Annotated in this window: 16 protein-coding genes; 7 read left to right on the forward strand and 9 right to left on the reverse strand. The window is 70.9% G+C overall.

All coding sequences use genetic code 11. The annotated features are described in order from the left end of the window. Positions 1-8 precede the first annotated feature (8 nt). From cydD to hisC, 4 genes are all read right to left on the reverse strand, one after another. A complete protein-coding gene (cydD, locus tag ACZ7EC_RS14020) occupies positions 9-3,569 on the reverse strand; it encodes a thiol reductant ABC exporter subunit CydD (protein ID WP_471062307.1) in 3,561 nt (1,186 codons plus the stop codon). A gap of 59 nt (positions 3,570-3,628) precedes the next feature. Then, complete coding sequence (gene cydB, locus ACZ7EC_RS14025; RefSeq protein ID WP_471062309.1) at positions 3,629-4,633, reverse strand: cytochrome d ubiquinol oxidase subunit II; 1,005 nt, start codon at positions 4,631-4,633, stop codon at positions 3,629-3,631. Positions 4,634-4,648: 15 nt separating this feature from the next. Next, a complete protein-coding gene (locus tag ACZ7EC_RS14030; protein ID WP_471062311.1) occupies positions 4,649-6,157 on the reverse strand; it encodes a cytochrome ubiquinol oxidase subunit I in 1,509 nt (502 codons plus the stop codon). Between the two features lie 387 nt (positions 6,158-6,544). Continuing rightward, on the reverse strand, positions 6,545-7,624 hold the full coding sequence (gene hisC, locus ACZ7EC_RS14035; protein ID WP_471062313.1) for a histidinol-phosphate transaminase: 1,080 nt from the start codon (positions 7,622-7,624) through the stop codon (positions 6,545-6,547). 429 nt (positions 7,625-8,053) lie between these two features. Here hisC and ACZ7EC_RS14040 point away from each other — a divergent pair, with 429 nt between their 5' ends. The 3 genes from ACZ7EC_RS14040 to ACZ7EC_RS14050 all read left to right on the forward strand — a co-directional run bounded on the left by ACZ7EC_RS14040 (position 8,054) and on the right by ACZ7EC_RS14050 (position 11,422). Further along, on the forward strand, positions 8,054-9,166 hold the full coding sequence (locus ACZ7EC_RS14040; RefSeq protein ID WP_471062314.1) for a LacI family DNA-binding transcriptional regulator: 1,113 nt from the start codon (positions 8,054-8,056) through the stop codon (positions 9,164-9,166). Positions 9,167-9,452: 286 nt separating this feature from the next. After that, positions 9,453-10,532 (forward strand): metallophosphoesterase, encoded by a 1,080-nt coding sequence (locus ACZ7EC_RS14045; RefSeq protein ID WP_471062315.1) that lies wholly within the window; start codon positions 9,453-9,455, stop codon positions 10,530-10,532. A 188-nt stretch (positions 10,533-10,720) separates the two neighbouring features. Continuing rightward, complete coding sequence (locus tag ACZ7EC_RS14050; RefSeq protein WP_471062317.1) at positions 10,721-11,422, forward strand: hypothetical protein; 702 nt, start codon at positions 10,721-10,723, stop codon at positions 11,420-11,422. 82 nt (positions 11,423-11,504) lie between these two features. Here ACZ7EC_RS14050 and thiC read toward each other — a convergent pair whose 3' ends face one another. Further along, positions 11,505-13,289, reverse strand: a complete 1,785-nt coding sequence (thiC, locus tag ACZ7EC_RS14055) for a phosphomethylpyrimidine synthase ThiC (protein WP_471062319.1) — start codon at positions 13,287-13,289, stop codon at positions 11,505-11,507. 241 nt (positions 13,290-13,530) lie between these two features. Between thiC and ACZ7EC_RS14060 the strand changes: the two genes are divergently transcribed. Continuing rightward, positions 13,531-15,021 carry a YibE/F family protein gene (locus tag ACZ7EC_RS14060; protein WP_471062320.1) on the forward strand — a complete coding sequence of 497 codons (1,491 nt, stop codon included), beginning with the start codon at positions 13,531-13,533 and terminating at the stop codon, positions 15,019-15,021. 120 nt (positions 15,022-15,141) lie between these two features. Here the strand turns inward: ACZ7EC_RS14060 and ACZ7EC_RS14065 are convergent, their stop codons facing one another. The 4 genes from ACZ7EC_RS14065 to ACZ7EC_RS14080 all read right to left on the reverse strand — a co-directional run bounded on the left by ACZ7EC_RS14065 (position 15,142) and on the right by ACZ7EC_RS14080 (position 17,422). Beyond that, positions 15,142-15,579, reverse strand: coding sequence for an SsgA family sporulation/cell division regulator (locus tag ACZ7EC_RS14065; protein WP_471062321.1), 438 nt, complete (start codon positions 15,577-15,579; stop codon positions 15,142-15,144). 98 nt (positions 15,580-15,677) lie between these two features. After that, positions 15,678-16,541, reverse strand: a complete 864-nt coding sequence (locus ACZ7EC_RS14070; RefSeq protein ID WP_471062322.1) for an IclR family transcriptional regulator — start codon at positions 16,539-16,541, stop codon at positions 15,678-15,680. Between the two features lie 199 nt (positions 16,542-16,740). After that, complete coding sequence (locus ACZ7EC_RS14075) at positions 16,741-16,953, reverse strand: DUF5326 family protein (protein ID WP_471062323.1); 213 nt, start codon at positions 16,951-16,953, stop codon at positions 16,741-16,743. A 151-nt stretch (positions 16,954-17,104) separates the two neighbouring features. Beyond that, complete coding sequence (locus ACZ7EC_RS14080; protein ID WP_159703016.1) at positions 17,105-17,422, reverse strand: cupin domain-containing protein; 318 nt, start codon at positions 17,420-17,422, stop codon at positions 17,105-17,107. Positions 17,423-17,481: 59 nt separating this feature from the next. Here ACZ7EC_RS14080 and ACZ7EC_RS14085 point away from each other — a divergent pair, with 59 nt between their 5' ends. The 3 genes from ACZ7EC_RS14085 to ACZ7EC_RS14095 are packed head-to-tail and all read left to right on the forward strand — an operon-like array spanning position 17,482 to position 19,547. Further along, the gene (locus ACZ7EC_RS14085; RefSeq protein ID WP_471062326.1) at positions 17,482-17,859 is read left to right on the forward strand and encodes a phage holin family protein; all 378 of its coding nucleotides are present in this window, start codon (positions 17,482-17,484) and stop codon (positions 17,857-17,859) included. Between the two features lie 6 nt (positions 17,860-17,865). After that, positions 17,866-18,387, forward strand: coding sequence for a low molecular weight protein-tyrosine-phosphatase (locus ACZ7EC_RS14090; protein ID WP_471062328.1), 522 nt, complete (start codon positions 17,866-17,868; stop codon positions 18,385-18,387). Continuing rightward, positions 18,384-19,547 carry a cystathionine gamma-lyase gene (locus tag ACZ7EC_RS14095; RefSeq protein ID WP_471062330.1) on the forward strand — a complete coding sequence of 388 codons (1,164 nt, stop codon included), beginning with the start codon at positions 18,384-18,386 and terminating at the stop codon, positions 19,545-19,547. The genes ACZ7EC_RS14090 and ACZ7EC_RS14095 overlap by 4 nt, the downstream gene beginning before the upstream one ends. Positions 19,548-19,731 lie beyond the last annotated feature (184 nt).

Here is a 19,731-nt window from a genome sequence, read left to right on the forward strand (position 1 = left end):
TCCGGGGGTCACCGGGCCCCGACCAGTGACTCCGTCTCCGCCTCGCGGTGCAGCAGCGCGCGCAGCGGACCGTCCACCGCGGCCAGCTCCGCGTAGGGGCCCCGCTGGACGACGCGGCCCGCGTCCAGCACCAGTACCTCGTCCACCTCGTCGAGACCGGCGAGCCGGTGCGTGATCAGCAGCGTCGTACGGCCCTCGGTGGCGGCCAGCAGATCGGCGGTGAGGGCGTCGGCCGTCGGCAGGTCCAGGTGCTCGGCCGGCTCGTCCAGGACCAGCACGGGGAAGTCGGCGAGCAGCGCGCGAGCCAGTGCGAGGCGCTGCCGCTGGCCACCGGACAGCCGCGCCCCGTGCTCGCCGACCAGCGTGTCCAGGCCGTCGGGCAGCCCGTCCACCCAGTCGAGCAGCCGGGCCCGCGCCAGCGCCCCGCGCAGCTCGTCCTCGGTCGCGTCCTTCCTGGCCAGCAGCAGGTTCTCCCGCACCGAGCTGTCGAAGAGGTGCGCGTCCTGAGCGCACAGCCCGACCAGCCGCCGCACATCGTCGCCGGACAGCTCGCGGGTGTCCGCACCGGCGAGGGTGTAGGAGCCGGAGCACGGGTCGAGGAAGCGCAGCAGCACCTGGGCGAGGGTCGTCTTGCCGGCTCCCGAGGCCCCCACCACGGCGATCCGGCGGCCCTGCTCCAGCGTCAGGTCGAGCCCGGCCAGCGCCTCCCCGCGCTGCCCCTCGTGCCGCGCGGCCAGCCCCTTGAGGACGACCGGGAACGGGGTCGCGGGCGCCGGCCGGGGCCGCTCGGGCTCGCGCACCGACTCCGGCGCGTCCAGCACCTCGCGCACCCGCTCCGCGCTGCGCCGCACCCGCTGCCGGTGGCGGACGGCGAGCGGCATCCCGAGTACGGCCTCGAACGCGGCCAGCGGGGTGAGGACGACGACGGCCAGCGCGACGCCACCGAGCCGCCCCGCCGCCACCGCCTGGACGCCGAACAGCGCCATGGCCGTGACGGTCAGGCCCGAGACCAGCGCGGTGAGCCCGTCGCCGAGCGCGGTGACGGCGGCGGCGCGGGAGGCGATCCGGGTCAGCGCCCCGTCCGCCCGCCGGGCCGCGCCGGTACGGGCGGGCAGTGCTCCGGCCACGGTCAGCTCGGCGGTGCCGGTGAGCAGGTCGGTGACGCGGGTCGCGAGTTCACCGCGGGCGGGTGCGAGCCGGCGCTCGGTGTGCCGGGCCGCGGCCGCGGTCACCAGGGGCACACCGGCCCCGGCCGCGAGCAGGCCCACCGCGAGGGCGGCGCCCGCCTCGGGGAGCAGCCAGGCGGTGAAGCCGACGGTCGCGCCGGAGACGAACAGGGCGACGGCGGCGGGCAGCAGCCAGCGCAGCCAGTAGTCCTGGAGCTCGTCCACATCCGCGACCAGGCGGGTCAGCAGATCCCCGCGGCGGGCGTTGCGCAGCCCGGCGGGCGCCAGGCGCTCCAGACGCCGGTAGACGGCGACACGGGTGTCGGCGAGCATCCGCAGCACGGCGTCGTGCGAGACCAGCCGCTCGGCGTAGCGGAACACGGCCCGCCCGATCCCGAACGCCCTCGTCGCCGTCACCGCCACCATCAGGTACAGCACCGGCGGCTGCTGCGACGCCCTGGAGATCAGCCACCCCGAGGTCGCCATCAGCCCCACGGCACTCGCGAGCGCGAGACTCCCCAGCACCAACGCCAGCACCAGCCTCCCCCGCCGCGCCCCAGCGAGCCCCCGGACCCAGCCGAGGGGGCTGCGGGTGTGGTCTGCCGCCTCGGGCGAGCCGGACACCGGCGATGGCGCGAGGGGCGCGGCGGCCAGTGCCTCGGGGTCACCTTCCGGTGCCGGGCCTCGGGTGACGGGTGGGTGAGGACGGGGGTCCAGGGGGTGGCGTCGCGCGGTGGCCCCGCTGTCCCCACCTGCACCCGTCGGCTCCGGCCCGGCGGGCTCCAGCCGTACAACCCTGTCGGCCACCTCCAGCAGCGCGGGCCGGTGCACGACCACCAGCACCGTGCGGCCCACTGCGAGCCGCCGCACCGCCGAGACGACCTCCGACTCGGTCACCCCGTCCAACGCCGCCGTCGGCTCGTCCAGCACCAGCAGCGGGCGATCCGACAGAAACGCCCGCGCCAACGCCAGCCGCTGCCGCTGCCCCGCCGAGAGCCCCGCCCCGTCCTCCCCGAGCACCGTGCCGGCGCCCTCCGGCAGCGCGTCCACGAAGTCCAGCGCCCCCGCGTCCCGCAACGCCGCCCGGACCGCACCGTCGTCCGCGTCCGGCCGCGCCAGCCGCACGTTCTCCGCGATCGTCCCGGCGTACAGATGCGGCCGCTGCGGCACCCAGGCGATCCGCGACCGCCACTGGGCGAGGTCCAGCTCGGCGAGGTCGACACCGCCGACCCGTACCCGGCCGGCGGCGGGCCGTACGAAACCCAGCAGGACGTTCAGGAGCGTGGTCTTGCCGACCCCGCTCGGCCCGACCAGCGCCACGGTCTCGCCGGGCTCGACGGTGAACGACACCTCGCTCACCGCGTCCGCGGACCGTCCGGGGTACCGCACCGTGACCGACTCGAAGGCCACCGCCCCCGACGGCACCGCGCGGGTCCCGGACACCGGCACCGGTGTCTCCAGCACCTCGAAGATCTCCTCCGCGGCGGCCAGCCCCTCCGCCGCCGCGTGGTACTGCGCCCCCACCTGACGCAGCGGCAGATACGCCTCCGGCGCCAGCACCAGGATCACCAGCCCGATGTACAGATCCATGTCGCCGTGGACCAGCCGCATGCCGATCGTCACGGCCACCAGCGCCACCGACAGCGTGGCCAGCAGCTCCAGCGCGAAGGAGGAGATGAAGGCGATCCGCAGGGTCCGCATGGTCGCCTGGCGGTACTCGCCGGTGATCCGCCGGATGGACTCGGCCTGCGCCTTGGCCCGGCCGAACACCTTCAGCGTGGGCAGCCCCGCGACCACGTCCAGGAAGTGGCCGGACAGCCGGGACAGCAGCCGCCACTGCCGGTCCGTCCGCGCCTGCGTGGCCCAGCCGATCAGCATCATGAACAGCGGGATGAGGGGCAGGGTGCCGACGATGATCGCCGCCGACACCCAGTCCTCGGTGACGATCCGCGCCAGCACCGCCACCGGCACCACCACCGCGAGCCCCAGCTGCGGCAGATAGCGCGAGAAGTAGTCGTCGAGGGCGTCGACCCCGCGCGTGGCCAGGTTGACCAGCGAGCCGGTACGCCGGTCGCCGAGCCAGCCGGGACCGAGCGCCGCCGCCCGCTCCAGCAGCCGGCCCCGCAGCTCCGACTTCACCGCCGCGCTCGCCCGGTGGGCGGCGCGTTCAGTGAGCCATGCGACCAGCGCCCGCCCCGCGGCCACCGCCACCAACAGCAACAGAGGGCCGGTCAGTTCGGCGAGGGAGCGCCCGTGCCGGAAAGCACCGACGACCACCTCGGCGATGAGCATCGCCTGGGCGATGACGAGTCCGGCGCCGACGGCGCCCAGGGCGACGACCGCCACCAGGAAGAAGCGGGTGGCGCGGGCATACCGCAGCAGACGGGGATCGACTGGTTTCACGTGAAACAGGCCCTTCGGTCCAGAGGGTGTGTTTCACGTGAAACACACCCCCGGCGGACTCAGTGTGCGGGTTCGGCGATGTGCTGCGTGCCGATCCGCTTGCGGAACACCCAGTAGGTCCAGCCCTGATAGAGCATGACGAACGGGGTGGCGATCACCGCGAGCCAGGTCATGATCTTCAGGGTGTACGGGCTGGACGAGGCGTTGCTGACCGTCAGGCTCCACTCCGGGTTGAGAGTGGACGGCATGACGTCCGGAAAGAGCGACAGAAAGAGCATCGCCATGGCTGCCGCGATGGTGAGGCCGGACAGGGCGAACGCCCACCCCTCGCGCCCGAGTCGGTTGGCGACCAGCGCGCCCACCAGAGCGACGAGCGCCGCGACCAGGGCGACGAGGCTCTTGCCGTCCCCGCTGTCGGCCTGCGTCCACAGCAGGAAGCCCGCCGCCAGCACGGCCGCGACAAGACCGGCCCACAGGGCCAGCCGCCGTGCCCGCCCCCGGATGTCGCCGACCGTCTTGAGCGTGGTGAACACCGCCCCGTGGAAGACGAACAGGGTGAGCGTCACCAGCCCGCCGAGCAGGGCGTAGGGGTTGAGCAGGTCCCAGACGCCGCCGACGTACTCGAAGTGCCGGTCGATCTTGACGCCCCGCACGATGTTCCCGAAGGCCACGCCCCACAGGAACGCCGGGAGCAGGGAGGTCCAGAAGATCGCCGTCTCCCAGTTGCGCTGCCAGTTCTCCTCGGGCCGCTTCGCCCGGTACTCGAAGGCCACGCCTCGTACGATCAGGCAGACCAGGATGGCCAGCAGGGGCAGGTAGAAGCCGGAGAAGAGGGTGGCGTACCACTCGGGGAAGGCGGCGAAAGTCCCGGCGCCGGCCGTGAGCAGCCACACCTCGTTACCGTCCCAGACGGGCCCGATGGTGTTGATGAGCACCCGGCGCTCGGACCGGTCGCGGGCCAGCAGCTTGGTGAGGATGCCGATCCCGAAGTCGAAGCCCTCCAGGAAGAAGTAGCCGGTCCACAGGACGGCGATCAGGACGAACCAGACGTCGTGAAGTTCCATGACTGTTCCCTCGGCCTAGTACGAGAAGGCCATCGGCTTGTCGGCGTCACGCATGTCGCCGCCGATCTTCGTGGGCGGGTTGAGGTCGTCCTCGGTCAGCTCGGGCGGGCCGGCCTTGATGTACTTCGCGAGCAGCTTGACCTCGACCACCGCGAGGACCGCGTACAGCGAGGTGAAGACGATCATCGAGGTGAGGACCTCGCCCTGGGAGACGCCGGGGGAGACCGCGTCCCTGGTCTGGAGCACGCCGTAGACGACCCACGGCTGGCGGCCCGTCTCGGTGAAGATCCAGCCCCAGGAGTTGGCGATCAGCGGGAAGGCCATGGTCCAGGTCGCGATGCGCCAGTACCAGGGCGCCAGCCGGGAACCGAGCGCCTTCTCGCGGAACAGCACCAGGTGCGGCACCTCGTCCTCGCCGACGCGCAGGTGCTCCGGCAGCATGAACTTCTTGCGGGTCAGCCAGAGCCCGGCCAGGCCGATGGCGAAGGACGCCATGCCGAAACCGATCATCCAGCGGAAGCCCCAGAAGGCCACGGGGATGTTGGGCCGGTAGTCGCCGGGCCCGAACTTCTGCTGCTCGGCCTTGTTGACGTCGTTGATTCCCGGGACCTCCGACGAGAAGTTGTCGTTGGCGAGGAAGGAGAGGAGGCCGGGTATCTCGATCGCGACCGTGTTGTGGCCCTTCTCCACATCGCCGTAGGCGAAGATCGAGAACGGCGCCGGCTTCTGGCCGTCCCACAGCGCCTCGGCGGCGGCCATCTTCATCGGCTGCTGCTTGAACATGACCTTGCCGAGAGTGTCGCCGCTGACCGCGGTGAGCATGCCGGCGATGACCACGGTGATCAGACCGAGCCGCAGCGAGGTCTTCATCTCGCGGATGTGCTTCTTGCGGGCCAGGTGGTAGGCGGAGATGCCGACCATGAAGGCGCCACCGGTGAGGAACGCGGCAGTCAGCGTGTGGAAGGCCTGGCTCAGCGCGGTGTTCTGGGTGAGCACCGCCAGGAAGTCGGTGAGCTCGGCGCGTCCCTTGGCCTTGTCGATCTTGTAGCCGACCGGGTGCTGCATCCAGGAGTTGGCCGCGAGGATGAAGTACGCCGACAGGATCGTGCCGATCGAGACCATCCAGATGCAGGCCAGATGGATCCTCTTCGGGAGCTTGTCCCAGCCGAAGATCCACAGCCCGATGAACGTGGACTCGAAGAAGAACGCGATCAGCGCCTCGAAGGCGAGCGGGGCGCCGAAGATGTCACCGACGAAGCGCGAGTAGTCGGACCAGTTCATGCCGAACTGAAACTCCTGCACGATGCCGGTGACCACGCCCATCGCGATGTTGATCAGAAAGAGCTTGCCCCAGAACTTCGTCGCCCTGAGGTACTTCTCCTTCTCCGTGCGCACCCAGGCCGTCTGCAACCCGGCCGTGAGAGCGGCCAGGGAGATCGTCAGCGGGACGAACAGGAAGTGGTAGACGGTCGTGATGCCGAACTGCCAGCGCGCCAGCGTCTCCGGCGCCAAAGCCAGGTCCACGTCGTCACTCTCCTTACTACGCCGTGGTACTGCGGCGATTCGCCCCGTCTGTCACCTACAAACGGGGCAAACGGGACGCGCTTGTGAACGCGTTCACATTCACAAGCCATTATGGCGCACTGGTTTTCGGCCAGGAAGTCCGGGGTCGCTCCCTTGCCCCGAAGTCAAGATCCCGGATGTCCCCCAGGGGCCCCTCCGAGGGGGACGTCCTGCGGGCATGGAGCTTCGGACCGTGGGTAACCCCCGCCCTGAGCAGCGGATATGTCGCTGATGCCCCGTTTCACGTGAAACGGGCACCCGGCAGAGCCGGGTGCCCGTGGTCGTCTCCGGCGTGAGCCGGATTACAGCTGCTTCGTGAGGCGGACGACAGATGCCTCGTGAGCGGGATTACAGCTCCTTGCGGAAAGCCTCCGCCACCTTCAGGAAGATGTCGTTCGCCTCGGCCTCACCGATGGTGACCCTGGCGCCCTCTCCCGCGAACGGCCGCACCACGACGCCGTGCTCCTCGCAGACCTGCGCGAACGCCGTCGTACGGTCCGCGAGCCGCATCCACACGAAGTTGGCCTGGGTCTCCGGCACGGTCCAGCCCTGCGCACGCAGCGCGTCGACCACGCGGTTGCGCTCGCAGACCAGCGAGCCGACCCGGCCCAGCAGCTCGTCCTCGGCCCGCAGCGAGGCGATCGCCGCCTCCTGCGCGAGCTGGCTCACGCCGAACGGCACGGCCGTCTTGCGCAGCGCGGCGGCCACCGGCTCATGGGCGATCGCGAAACCGACGCGCAGCCCGGCGAGGCCGTACGCCTTGGAGAAGGTCCGCAGGACGCAGACGTTGGGCCGCTCCCGGTACAGCTCGACGCCGTCGGGCACCTCGGGGTCGCGGATGAACTCCCGGTAGGCCTCGTCCAGCACCACCAGGACGTCCTTCGGCACCCGGTCCAGGAAGCGCTCCAGCTCGGCCCGCCGCACCACGGTACCGGTCGGGTTGTTCGGGTTGCAGACGAAGATCAGCCGCGTCCGGTCGGTGATCGCCTCCGCCATCGCGTCCAGGTCGTGGACATCGCCGGGCGTGAGCGGCACCTGGACCGAGCGGGCCCCGCTGATCTGCGTGATGATCGGGTACGCCTCGAAGGACCGCCAGGCGTAGATCACCTCGTCGCCGGGGCCGCTGGTGGCCTGGATCAGCTGCTGGGCGACACCCACCGAGCCCGTGCCGGTGGCCACGTGGGAGGCCGGCACCCCGAAGCGCTCCGCCAGCTCCTCCGTCAGAGCGGCACAGGCCATGTCGGGGTAGCGGTTGAAGGACGCCGCGGCCGCGGTCACGCTCTCCAGCACACCGGGCAGCGGCGGGTACGGGTTCTCGTTCGAGGACAGCTTGTAGGCGACCGGTCCCTCGGACGCGGCCGGCTTGCCCGGCTTGTAGGTGGGGATACCCTCCAGCTCGGCGCGCAGCTTGGGGCTCGTCTCGCTCACCGCAGTCCTCCTCGCGACCACCGGCGGACCGTCGACGCCGCCGGCTTCCAATACTGCTCACCATATGAGGATTCGGCTGCCCTGAGTACTGCCCATGGGCAAAGCTCTCGGGCCCCTCACCACAAGAAGGGCATCACCGGGCATCGCCCCCGAAGGCGGAACATTCAGGGGGCGCGTCGCACATATATCTATGCGCCGGTGGCTTGCGCCGTAGCGCGCATCCCCCGTGCAGGTGAGTTGAGACCTCTTCGAAACATCGGACCATTGGCAGGCCCATGCGCGCCGTTACGCTATGTCTTGCAAAGAAAGCGCCCAACTTCCTTTGATTCAGAGGCAGTTAGCGCATCGTCGCCATGCAGAAACGTGCCTGTCAACGCGTGCATATGCGTCCGCACTACCCCACCGCATGAGCCCTACTATCGGCTCGCCATGACAGCAGCAGGGAAGCACCAGGTGAGCCGCGCGGAAACCTCACGACGAGGCAGCCGGCCGGGCCGGGCGGGCATCAGGGACGTGGCCGCCGCCGCCGGGGTCTCCATCACGACCGTCTCCGACGCCCTCAACGGCAAGGGCCGGCTCCCGGACGCCACCCGCCGCCATGTCCGCGAGGTCGCCGACCGGCTGGGGTACCGTCCCTCGGCCGCCGCCCGCACCCTTCGTACCGGCAAGTCGGGGCTGATCGGCCTGACCGTGACCACGTACGGGGATGAACCTTTCACCTTCACGGAGTTCGCGTACTTCGCCGAGATGGCGCGGGCCGCCACCTCGGCCGCGCTGGCACGGGGCTACGCCCTGGTCATCCTCCCCGCGACCTCCCGCCACGACGTCTGGTCCAACGTCGCCCTCGACGGCACCGTCGTCATCGACCCCTCCGACCAGGACCCGGTGGTGAGCGAGCTCGTCCGCCAGGGCCTGCCCGTCGTCTCCGACGGCCGCCCGGCCGGCGCGCTCCCGGTCACCGCCTGGGTGGACAACGACCACGAGGCCGCCGTCCTCGGCATCCTCGACCACCTCGCCGCCGCCGGCGCCCGCCGGATCGGCCTGCTCACGGGCACCTCGACCGACACGTACACCCATCTGTCGACCACGGCCTATCTGCACTGGTGCGAACGGGTCGGCCAGGACCCGGTCTACGAGTCCTATCCCGCCCACGACCCGTGCGCGGGCGCCGTCGCCGCCGACCGGCTGCTCGCCCGCCCCGACCGGCCCGACGCGGTCTACGGACTGTTCGACCCCAACGGCACCGATCTGCTCGCCGCCGCCCGCCGCTACGGGCTGCGCGTCCCGGACGACCTGCTGCTGGTGTGCTGCAGCGAATCCACCGTGTACGCCAGCACCGAGCCGCCCGTCACCACGCTCTCCCTCAAGCCGCGCCGCATCGGTACGGCCGTCGTCCAGCTGCTCATCGACGCCATCGAGGGCGTGGAGTCGGAGCAGCCGGTCGAGCAGGTGATACCGACCGAACTGATCGTGCGCACCTCCTCCCAGCGGCGGCCCCCGCGCACGACGGTCAGCCCGCCCCGGACCCCGGACGACGCGTAGGGGGCGGGCCGGGCGGTGGCGGCGCGGTCACCGCCCGGCGGCGGTGCGGAGCCCTTCCGGCGGTGACGCCGCGCGGGCCGCACCGGGCCGGCGGCCCCCGACCACCGGCGAACACCTGCACAAACGGGACGAAAGCCACGGCGAAGCGGACTCTTGCTCCGATTCACCACCCCTGGGTCATCACATGGCGCGACGCGCATTCCTATGATGGGCCCACGACACCGCGGACCGCTGCGACCAGGCAGTCCGAAGCGGTGCAGATGCGGCGCGATGGTGGAGGGGTCTGATGACTCAGGGGGCCGGTCAAGGACCCGAGGTGGAGCGGACGGCGACGCTGCGCGACTTCCGGGTGCCCGCGTACGTGCACGAGACCGGTCCGTACGTCGCCCACACCCAGCAGGACGAGATCGCGCCGCCCGCCGAGGAGTCGTACCCCGACGGTTACACGCCCACCCAGCGCGATCTGCCCGTCGTCCACCGGGGCGACACGGTCCAGGTCCCCGTCGGCACGGCGCCCGCCGCACCGGCCGCGGGCCCCGCGGCCGGCCCCGGCCCGCTCTACGTCGTCGGCGATGTGCACGGCTATCTCGACGAGCTGATGGCCGCCCTGCGGGAGCAGGGGCTGATCGACGAGGCGGGCCAGTGGTGCGCCGGCACCACCCGGCTGTGGTTCCTCGGCGACTTCACCGACCGCGGCCCGGACGGCATCGGCGTCATCGACCTGGTGATGCGGCTGTCCGCCGAGGCGGCCGCGGCCGGCGGCTACTGCAAGGCCCTCATGGGCAACCACGAGCTGCTGCTGCTCGGCGCCAAGCGGTTCGGCGACACGCCCGTCAACTCCGGTGCGGGAACGGCCACCTTCCAGGCGGCCTGGCTGCTCAACGGCGGCCAGAAGACCGACATGGACCGCCTCCAGGACCACCATCTCCAGTGGATGGCCCGCCTCGACGCGCTGGAGGAGGTCGACGGCTATCTGCTCGTGCACTCCGACACCACCGCCTACCTCGACTACGGGGACTCGATCGAGGCCGTCAACGACACCGTCCGCGAACGGCTCACCCGCAATGACGCGGACGAGTGCTGGGACCTGTTCCGCAAGCTCACCAAGCGCTTCTCCTTCCGCGACGAGGGCGGCGCCGACGCCGTGCGCTCCCTGCTGGACACCTACGGCGGCACCCGGATCGTGCACGGCCACAGCCCCATCCCCTACCTGCTGGGCGAAGTGGGCTCCGAGGACGGCGAGGAGAGCGACGACCCGGTGGTCGAGGGTCCGCACGTCTACGCCGACGGACTCGCCATCGCCATGGACGGCGGAGTGACCATGGCCGGAAAGCTGCTGGTGAGGCAACTCCCCCTGGAGCACTGACCGTTCTCCTGTACGGCCCCGTCGCACCGGAGTACGCGCAGGCCGGGACGCAATTTCCGGCAATCCCCTGTCACCACGCGCCGTCACGGCTCTACCATCGGCTTACCCGTAGCAGGCTCCCCTCCGTCTCTACCCGACGGCTCGCCGCTGCGCGAGCCCCAAGCCCTACGGAGCATCGGGGGATGCACATGAACAGCCTTCCGCAGCACCTGCGGAGCGAGGACCGCCGGGAGTTCGAGCGGCTCCTCGACGAGGTTCTGCGCTCCGCACCGCACCGACCGGAACTGGCCGCCGTGGGACAGCGGCTCAACCCCGCGCAACTGCGCACCATGGCCATCGCCGCCTCCGCGCTCATCACGGCGGCCGCGGCCACCGAGTACCAGCGCTATGTGCGGATACGCGACGAACTACGCCACCCCGAGCAGGCCCCGAGTACGGCCGGTGCCGCGCTCGGGGAGCCGGATCCGGCCGCGGCGGACCTCGCCGCCGCGCACGGCGCGGGCGCGGTCGCGGTCGTCGCCGTCCTGGCGCCGCTCCTGTCCGCGACCGCGGCGGTGATATTCCTGCTCATCGGCTACATCCTGAGAACCCTGGACCCCGGCCAGTCCCTCGCCGGCACCATGCTCACCACCGGCTGGATGTTCGGGGCCCTGGCCGTGGCCGCGATCCTCGTCGCCGCCGCCGGACTGCTCCTCACCGCCCTGCGCAACGGCTCCTCCCCCGAATCACGGGCCCGCGACGCCGCCGCCGAAGAGGTAGCCAGAGCCAGAACCGCCTGGGAGAACGCCCTCCTGGAACGCGGCATCATGCCCTTCCTCCGGGAGGCACTCGCCGACCACCCCCACTACACCGGCTCCGACCACGCCGACCCGGAACGCCAGCCGGACTGACCCCGACCGGGCGGGGGCCTGCGGCTCGACGAGACGCCGCTCCGGGACCGCTGGCCCGGCCGGAGCGGCGCCCCCCGCCTCGTCAGTCCGCGATCGGCAGGTACACCCGGTTCCCCGCCTCGGCGAACTCCTTCGACTTCTGGGCCATGCCCTCCTCGATCTCGGCCCGGTTGCCGCCGTGTTCGCGGCGGATGTCCTGCGAGATCTTCATGCTGCAGAACTTCGGTCCGCACATGGAGCAGAAGTGGGCCGTCTTGGCGGGCTCGGCCGGAAGGGTCTCGTCGTGGAAGTCACGGGCCGTGTCCGGGTCGAGGGCCAGGTTGAACTGGTCCTCCCAGCGGAACTCGAAGCGCGCGTCCGACAGCGCGTCGTCCCAGTCCTGGGCCCCCGGATGCCCCTTGGCGAGGTCGGCCGCGTGGGCGGCGATCTTGTAGGTGATGACGCCGGTCTTGACGTCGTCCCGGTTGGGCAGGCCCAAGTGCTCCTTCGGTGTGACGTAGCAGAGCATCGCCGTGCCCCACCAGGCGATCATCGCGGCGCCGATGCCGGAGGTGATGTGGTCGTACGCCGGTGCGATGTCCGTGGTCAGCGGGCCGAGCGTGTAGAACGGCGCCTCGTCGCAGATCTCCTGCTGGAGGTCGATGTTCTCCTTGATCTTGTGCATCGGGACATGTCCGGGGCCCTCGATCATCGTCTGCACATTCAACCGCCGGGCGATCCGGCCGAGTTCCCCGAGCGTGCGCAGCTCCGCGAACTGGGCCTCGTCATTGGCGTCCGCGATGGAGCCGGGCCGCAGTCCGTCGCCCAGCGAGTACGTGACGTCGTACGCGGCGAGGATCTCGCACAGCTCCTCGAAGTTCTCGTACAGGAACGACTCCTTGTGGTGCGCCAGGCACCACGCGGCCATGATGGAGCCGCCCCGCGAGACGATGCCGGTCTTGCGATTGGCCGTGAGCGGCACGAACGGCAGCCGTACGCCCGCGTGGACGGTCATGTAGTCCACGCCCTGCTCGGCCTGCTCGATGACGGTGTCCTTGTAGATCTCCCAGGTCAGTTCCTCGGCCCTGCCGTCGACCTTCTCCAGTGCCTGGTACAGCGGCACCGTGCCGATGGGGACGGGGGAGTTGCGCAGCACCCACTCGCGGGTGGTGTGGATGTTGCGGCCGGTGGAGAGGTCCATGACCGTGTCGGCGCCCCAGCGGGTCGCCCAGGTCATCTTCTCCACCTCCTCCTCGATGGACGAGGTCACCGCGGAGTTGCCGATGTTGGCGTTCACCTTCACCAGGAACCGCTTGCCGATGATCATCGGCTCGATCTCCGGGTGGTTGACGTTGGCCGGCAGCACCGCCCGGCCCGCCGCGATCTCCTCGCGCACCACCTCGGGGGAGACGTTCTCCCGAAGGGCCACGAACTCCATCTCCGGCGTGATCTCGCCCCGGCGCGCGTACGCGAGCTGCGTCACCGCCTGTCCGCCACGGCCCCGGCGTGGCTGGCGCGGACGGCCCGGAAAGACCGCGTCCAGGTTCCGCAGCCCGCCGCGCGGCGCGGTGTGCTTGATCCCGTCGTCCTCGGGACGGACGGGACGGCCCGCGTACTCCTCGGTGTCGCCGCGGGCGATGATCCAGTTCTCCCGCAGCGGCGCCAGCCCCCGGCGGACGTCGGTGTCGACGAGCTGATCGGTGTACGGGCCCGAGGTGTCGTACAGCGTGACCGACTGCCCGTTGGTGAGGTGCACCTGACGGACCGGCACGCGCAGGTCGGGGCGCGAGCCCTCGACATACGCCTTGTGCCAGCCGATGGACTTCCCGGCCTCCGAGGACATGTCGTCCTGGGCGGAGGCAGGCGTGCGTGCGTCCTTGTTGGTCATGAGACCTACTCCCTACGCCGGCATTACCCGGTAACAGGTTCGGCGGTCGACGCAGCGATTCCCGTCGTCCGAGGTCTCTCGGGGAACATCGCATGTTCCACGTGAAACATCGCTCTACGGAGGTCAGCGCCCTCTCAGCCCGGTGCTCCGAGCTCCCGCGTGTGCAAAGGTGTCTCCACGCTAGCGTCATCCGTGACGCGATGAACAGTGGGCCCTCCCCGGTTCTTGCGATGATCTGGCGATGACCCGGATGGACCAGCACCCGTACCAGCCGCCCGGACCGCGCCGGCCCGACGGCTCGGAGCCCTTGAGCCGGGGCCACCGCCACGACCACGGCCACGCGCGAGCCGCGTCTGAGGGCCCGGCTCCGGCCCACGGTCACGCACAGGGGCACGGGCACGGTCGGGAGCAGGGGCAGGGGCACAGTGCCGGTCATGGACACGGGCACGGTCACAGCCATGGGCCCGCCGCGCCCGTCTCCCGGCATCTGCGCAAGGTGATCGCGGCGATCCTCGTCCCGTTCACCGCTGCGGTCGTGGCCGGTCTGGTGGTGCTCTGGCCCGGTGGCGCCCCCGCGCACAAGCACAGCGGCGTCGGCTTCGACCGGCAGACCCAACAGGCCACCGTCACCCGTGTGATCGAGGTGAGCTGCGCCTCGGTGAGCGCGGGCGGCGGGGCACCGAGCGGTGATGCCCCCGGCGGCGCCCCGGCGGGCCGGCAGTCCGGCGGCAGCTGCAAGAAGGCGACGGTCCGGGTCGACACCGGCAAGGACAAGGGCCGTACGTTCACCGAGATCGTGCAGCCCGACCAGCCCCGGCAACTGCGTCAGGGCGAGCAGGTCATCGCCGCCTACGAGCCCACCGCCCCCGAGGACCTCCAGTACTCGGTCGCCGATGTGAACCGCAAGTTCCCCATGGCGCTGCTCGCGGGCATCTTCGCGCTCGCCGTCGTGGTGGTGGGCCGGCTGCGCGGTGTCATGGCCCTCGTGGCGCTGGCGGTGAGCTTCCTGGTGCTGAACCAGTTCATCCTGCCCGCGATCCTCCAGGGCTCCAACCCTCTGCTGGTGGCGGTGATCGGGTCGAGCGCCATCATGCTGATCGCCCTGTACATGTGCCATGGACTGTCGGCCCGTACGTCGGTGGCGGTGCTCGGCACGCTGATCTCGCTGACCCTGATCGGTCTGCTCGGCTCCGTGTTCATCGGCTGGGCCGCCCTGACCGGCAACACCGACGACAGCACCGGTCTGATCCACGGGCTGTACCCGAAGATCGATATGAGCGGTCTGCTGCTGGCCGGAGTCATCATCGGATCGCTCGGCGTCCTGGACGATGTGACGGTCACCCAGACCTCCGCCGTATGGGAACTGCACGAGGCCAACCCCACGATGGGCCCGCGCGGTCTGTACCGGGCAGCCATCCGCATCGGCCGCGACCACATCGCGTCCGTCGTCAACACCCTCGTGCTCGCCTACGCGGGCGCCGCGCTGCCGTTGCTGCTGCTGTTCTCCATCGCGCAGAGCAGCGTGGGGACGGTGGCCAACAGCGAGCTGGTGGCCGAGGAGATCGTGCGCACCCTGGTGGGCTCCATCGGCCTGGTCGCCTCGGTCCCGGCCACCACCGCGCTCGCCGCGCTGGTGGTGGCGGCCGATCGCAGCGCCCCGGCCCCGGAGACCCCCACCGGTACCCGGTCCCTGCCCGCTCGCGGTGGCCGGGGGCGGCGCCGGAAGCGGTGAGGCGGGGCGGGCTGTCCGGCTTGCCCGGTCCATGCGGCAGGGTGCGGAAATCCCTGAAGAAGCGTTCCTGCAAAGCCCCGTACCACCGAGCGGAGCGTCCGCGCTCCGTCCCGCGGTGTCTCAGCCCGCGCTCTGCTCCTCGGCCAGGATGCGGTCCAGCGCCTCGTCCAGATGCGTGTCGAAGTCGGCGAGCGCACCCTCCTGTCCGAGCGGCACCAGCTTGTCCGTGCGATCGAGGAAGGCCACGAGCGGCGAAGCCGACGAGCGGAACAGGGCCTGGTCGCTGCCGACCTGAAGCCGGATCAGCACCTCGCCCAGCACCTCGGCCTCGACCGGGGAGATGCGCACATCCCCTTCCCCGCACGGCCGTCCGACGCCGTCGATCAGCAGTTCCCGGCCGAAGACCCAGGTGACCGGGGCATCACCCGGCAGATGGAAGGTGAGCCGCACGGCGTAAGGATCGCCGGTCTCGTAGCGCAACTCCACCGGAATGCGGAAGGAGAGCTCCTCCGAGACGAGAAAGCTCATCATGACCTCTGCCTGTACGGACTCGCGCATCGCCTACCCCGTCATATGACATCGACTGGCCGGGTTTGATCCCTCTGACCGTGGTAAATCTTGCTGAAAGTACACGGTGGATCACAAGGAGTAAGTTTTCAGATGCTGATAGAAAGGGTCAGGGATCCCAGATGCCGTCCGACCTCGGTCTGCAGCCGCTGGGCCGCGGGCAGCAGCCGGTCGGCCTGATGGGCGGGGAGGGAGAGGGCCACGGTGGCCGCGGTCGTGCCGACCGTGATGGGTACTGCGGCGCAGACCGTGCCCAGCGCGTACTCCTGGCGCTCCGTCACCGTCTCCATGCGCCGCACCCGCGCCAGCCGGCGCAGCAGGGCGTCGCTGTCCCGCACGGTGTAGGGCGTGAGGCCCTGGACCGGGTAGCGGGCGAGATGGTCCTGCCGGGCGCTCTCGTCCAGCTGGGAGAGCAGGCACTGCCCGATGGCGTGCGCGTGCCCGGTCTCGCGGAAGTCGGCCCACTCCTCGGCCGCGGGTGACTCACGGGAGTCGGCGACGCACAGGACCTCGATCTCCCCGTCCCGGTACATCGCGTAGTACATCGGGGCGCCGATGGAATCGCGCCAGTGCGCGAGCGTCTCCGCGACCCTGCCGCGACGTTTCTCCCGTGCCCCGCTGCTGCTCAGCAGCTCGGCCGCGTCACCGAGGTAGAAGAGGCCCTTGTCGCGGCGCAGATAGCCCTCGTGCACGAGGGTGCGCAGCAGGTGGTAGGTGGTGGGCAGGGCCAGGCCGGTGGCGCGGGCGAGCTGTTTGGCGGGGGCGCCGTACGGGTGGGCCGCGACGGTCTCCAGCAGCCGCATGGCGCGCTGCACGGAGCCGATGAGGGTGGTCGTGGGGGCCGGCTGCGGCGGGACCGCCATCCCGGACGGCCGCCGGGCGGGAGGGGTGCGGGGGCGTGGCTGGGCGGGGAGTGCGGGGGTTTTCGCCGGTGCGGTGTCGACCGTGGCCAAGGGTTACTCCGGAAGCGCGAAGGGGCAGCCCGTGCGGGGGTGGGGAGCACGGAGGGGGTTCTGCGCCTCCCGCGGGGCCGCACCCCGCGGGAGTTCCGGACTCTAACCGCCTGCCACCGCCTGTGGCCGGGCTCCCGGGGAAACTTCCCTCCCCCGAGGGAACCGGCACCCCCTTACCGGTCACCGGCTCCCGCGTGCCTCACCAGTCGCCGTGGGAGGAGGAGTTGGACATGAACTTGCGCACGATGTAGATCAGGCCGCCGACCAGGGCCACGAAGACCAGTGCCTTGAACAGCAGGCCGATCACGAATCCGACGATGTTCGCTATCAGGCCGCCGAACACGACCAGGGCGATGACCGGCACCGCGACCCACTTCACCCACCACGGCAGTCCCGCGAAGATCCCTCGCATGGCCTCGTCCTTCTCGTCTCGTGCGTACGTGTACGTCGCGTACGGTCCCGATGTCCTGCACTCGATGCTAGAGCCGCGGGAGGGCCCCACGGGGGCCGCGCAGCCCTTGTCCTCCCCTGAACCGTCCCCTAGGGAACCCGGAGAGCGACCCTCACGCCTCGGGTGGAGAGAAGACGACGAGAACCCTCAGATCCTCGCTGATGTGGTGGAACTTGTGGGCGACACCCGCGGGCACGTACACCACGCTGCCCCGCGCCACCTCGGTCGTCTCCAGACCGACGGTGATCGACGCCCGGCCGCTGACGACGAAGTACACCTCGTCCTGCTTGTGCGGCTGCTGCGGGTCGTGCGCGCCCGCGTCGAGGGCGTAGAGGCCGACCGACATGTTCCGCTCCCGCAGGAACTGTAGATAGGCACCCTCGTTGGCGGCGCGCTCCGCCTCCAGGTCGTCCAGCCGGAATGCCTTCATCCGCTTCGTCGCCCTCGCCTCACTGCTCGCTGCCGATCCGGTCTGCCACGATCAGACACATGAAGAATTTCGTAGTCAAGACGATCGTGAACGCGGGCGCCCTCGCGGTGGCGGTCTGGCTCCTCGACAAGATCACCCTGACCGGAGCGAGCACCGCCAAGAAGGCCGGCACGCTGATCGTCGTGGCGCTGATCTTCGGCCTGGTGAACTCGCTGGTCAAGCCGGTCCTGAAGGTGCTCACCTTCCCGTTGTTCATTCTGACCCTGGGCCTGATCACCCTGGTCGTCAACGCGCTGATGCTGCTGCTGACCTCCTGGGTGTGCGGCAAGCTCCAGTTGAGCTTCCACGTGGAGGGCTTCTGGACGGCCGTGCTCGGCGGTCTGATCATCTCGGTCGTCTCCTGGGCCCTGCACATGATCCTGCCGGACGAGGACTGAGCCTCCATGACCTACCGCGTCTGCTTCGTGTGCACCGGCAACATCTGCCGTTCCCCGATGGCCGAACACGTCTTCCGCGCTCGGGTCGCGGAGGCCGGACTCGCGGACCTGGTGGAGATCGACAGCGCGGGCACCGGCGGCTGGCACGAGGGCGAGGCCGCCGACCCGCGCACCGTCGCCGTCCTCCAGGACCGCGGCTACGACTGCGACCACATCGCACGCCGGTTCCAGCCGTCCTGGTTCGCCCGCCGGGACCTCGTGATCGCCCTCGACGCCGGGCATCTGCGGGCCCTGCGCCGCCTCGCGCCCAGCGAGGACGACGCACGGAAGGTCCGCCTGCTGCGCGCATACGCCCACTGGTCGCCCGGTTCCCTCGCACCGGACGAGCCGCCGGGCGGCGACCTCGACGTGCCGGACCCGTACTACGGCGGGCCTGAGGGCTTCGAGGAATGCCTTGAGATGGTGGAAGAGGCGAGCGCCGGTCTGCTCGCCGCCGTACGGGAGCACCTGGAGGGACGGGCCGCATGAGCGACGCAACCACGGACGGGGGGCCCGTCGGCGAGGGGCCGGTGGGCGACGGCACGCGTGCGGTGCGGGCCGGGCTGCCCGAGCCGGTCAAGCACGAGCCAACGCTGCCCGGCCCGGTGTTCGCCGCGCACTTTCATCTGCCGGGCGACGTGACCGGGCCGTACTCCTACGGCCGTGACGACAACCCCACCTGGACGTTGCTGGAGAACGCCATCGGCGAGCTGGAGGCGCCCGGACGGGAGGATGTCGAGACGCTGGTGTTCGCCTCGGGCATGGCCGCGATCTCCGCCGTGCTGTTCTCCCAGCTGCGCGCCGGGGACGCGGTGGTGCTGCCGTCCGACGGCTACCAGGCGCTGCCGCTGGTCCGCGCCCAGCTGGAGGCGTACGGCGTCGAGGTGCGCACCGCCCCCACCGGCCAGGACGCCCAGCTGGACGTCCTGGAGGGGGCCAGGCTGCTGTGGATCGAGTCCCCGTCGAATCCGGGGCTCGATGTCTGCGACATCCGGCGGCTGGCGGTCGCGGCGCACGCGCAGGGCACCCTGGTGGCCGTCGACAACACCCTCGCCACCCCGCTCGGCCAGCGCCCGCTGGCCCTGGGCGCCGATTTCGCCGTGGCCAGCGGCACCAAGCAACTCACCGGGCACGGCGACGTCCTCCTCGGGTACGTGGCCGGCCGCGATGCCGGGGCGATGGCCGCCGTTCGTCGCTGGCGCAAGATCGTCGGGGCGATCCCCGGCCCGATGGAGGCATGGCTCGCGCACCGCTCCATCGCCACGCTCCAGTTGCGCGTCGACCGGCAGAACGCCACCGCGCTCGCCGTCGCCCAGGCCCTGCGGCAGCGGCCGGAGGTCACCGGCCTGCGCCATCCGGGGCTGCCGGACGACCCCGCGCACCAGACCGCCTCGCGCCAGATGCGCCGCTACGGCTGCGTCGTGTCCTTCACGCTGCCCACGCGTGCGCGCGCCGAACGCTTCCTCGCCGCGCTGCGCCTGGTGGAGGACGCGACGAGCTTCGGCGGGGTGCGCTCCACGGCCGAGCGCCGCGGCCGCTGGGGCGGAGACGCCGTCCCGGAGGGCTTCATCCGGATGTCCGTCGGCGCGGAGGATCCCGAGGACCTGGTGGCGGACGTCCTGCGCGCCCTGGACGAGTCGGCGGAGTGATCGGCCGGGGCGGTGCCGGCGGCCCGGTGTCGCACGACGGTCCGAGCCTCCCCCCTCGTGGCTCGGACCGTCTCCGGTTCCGTTTGCGAAGAACCGTGCGATCCAGGCTAGTTGACTCCCTGTCAGTGTCCAATCACGCTAGCGACAGGGGCCTATCGACATATTTATAGTTGATGCCTGCCGG

It is taken from the genome of Streptomyces sp. NPDC037203, from assembly GCF_055605065.1.

Bases quoted from the DNA above. Each gene is read 5' to 3' on its own strand.
- cydB (WP_471062309.1), bottom strand. From the start codon at position 4,633: ATGGAACTTCACGACGTCTGGTTCGTCCTGATCGCCGTCCTGTGGACC.
- ACZ7EC_RS14040 (WP_471062314.1), top strand. From the start codon at position 8,054: ATGACAGCAGCAGGGAAGCACCAGGTGAGCCGCGCGGAAACCTCACGA.
- ACZ7EC_RS14045 (WP_471062315.1), top strand. From the start codon at position 9,453: ATGACTCAGGGGGCCGGTCAAGGACCCGAGGTGGAGCGGACGGCGACG.
- ACZ7EC_RS14050 (WP_471062317.1), top strand. From the start codon at position 10,721: ATGAACAGCCTTCCGCAGCACCTGCGGAGCGAGGACCGCCGGGAGTTC.
- thiC (WP_471062319.1), bottom strand. From the start codon at position 13,289: ATGACCAACAAGGACGCACGCACGCCTGCCTCCGCCCAGGACGACATG.
- ACZ7EC_RS14060 (WP_471062320.1), top strand. From the start codon at position 13,531: ATGACCCGGATGGACCAGCACCCGTACCAGCCGCCCGGACCGCGCCGG.
- ACZ7EC_RS14065 (WP_471062321.1), bottom strand. From the start codon at position 15,579: ATGCGCGAGTCCGTACAGGCAGAGGTCATGATGAGCTTTCTCGTCTCG.
- ACZ7EC_RS14075 (WP_471062323.1), bottom strand. From the start codon at position 16,953: ATGCGAGGGATCTTCGCGGGACTGCCGTGGTGGGTGAAGTGGGTCGCG.
- ACZ7EC_RS14080 (WP_159703016.1), bottom strand. From the start codon at position 17,422: ATGAAGGCATTCCGGCTGGACGACCTGGAGGCGGAGCGCGCCGCCAAC.
- ACZ7EC_RS14085 (WP_471062326.1), top strand. From the start codon at position 17,482: ATGAAGAATTTCGTAGTCAAGACGATCGTGAACGCGGGCGCCCTCGCG.
- ACZ7EC_RS14090 (WP_471062328.1), top strand. From the start codon at position 17,866: ATGACCTACCGCGTCTGCTTCGTGTGCACCGGCAACATCTGCCGTTCC.
- ACZ7EC_RS14095 (WP_471062330.1), top strand. From the start codon at position 18,384: ATGAGCGACGCAACCACGGACGGGGGGCCCGTCGGCGAGGGGCCGGTG.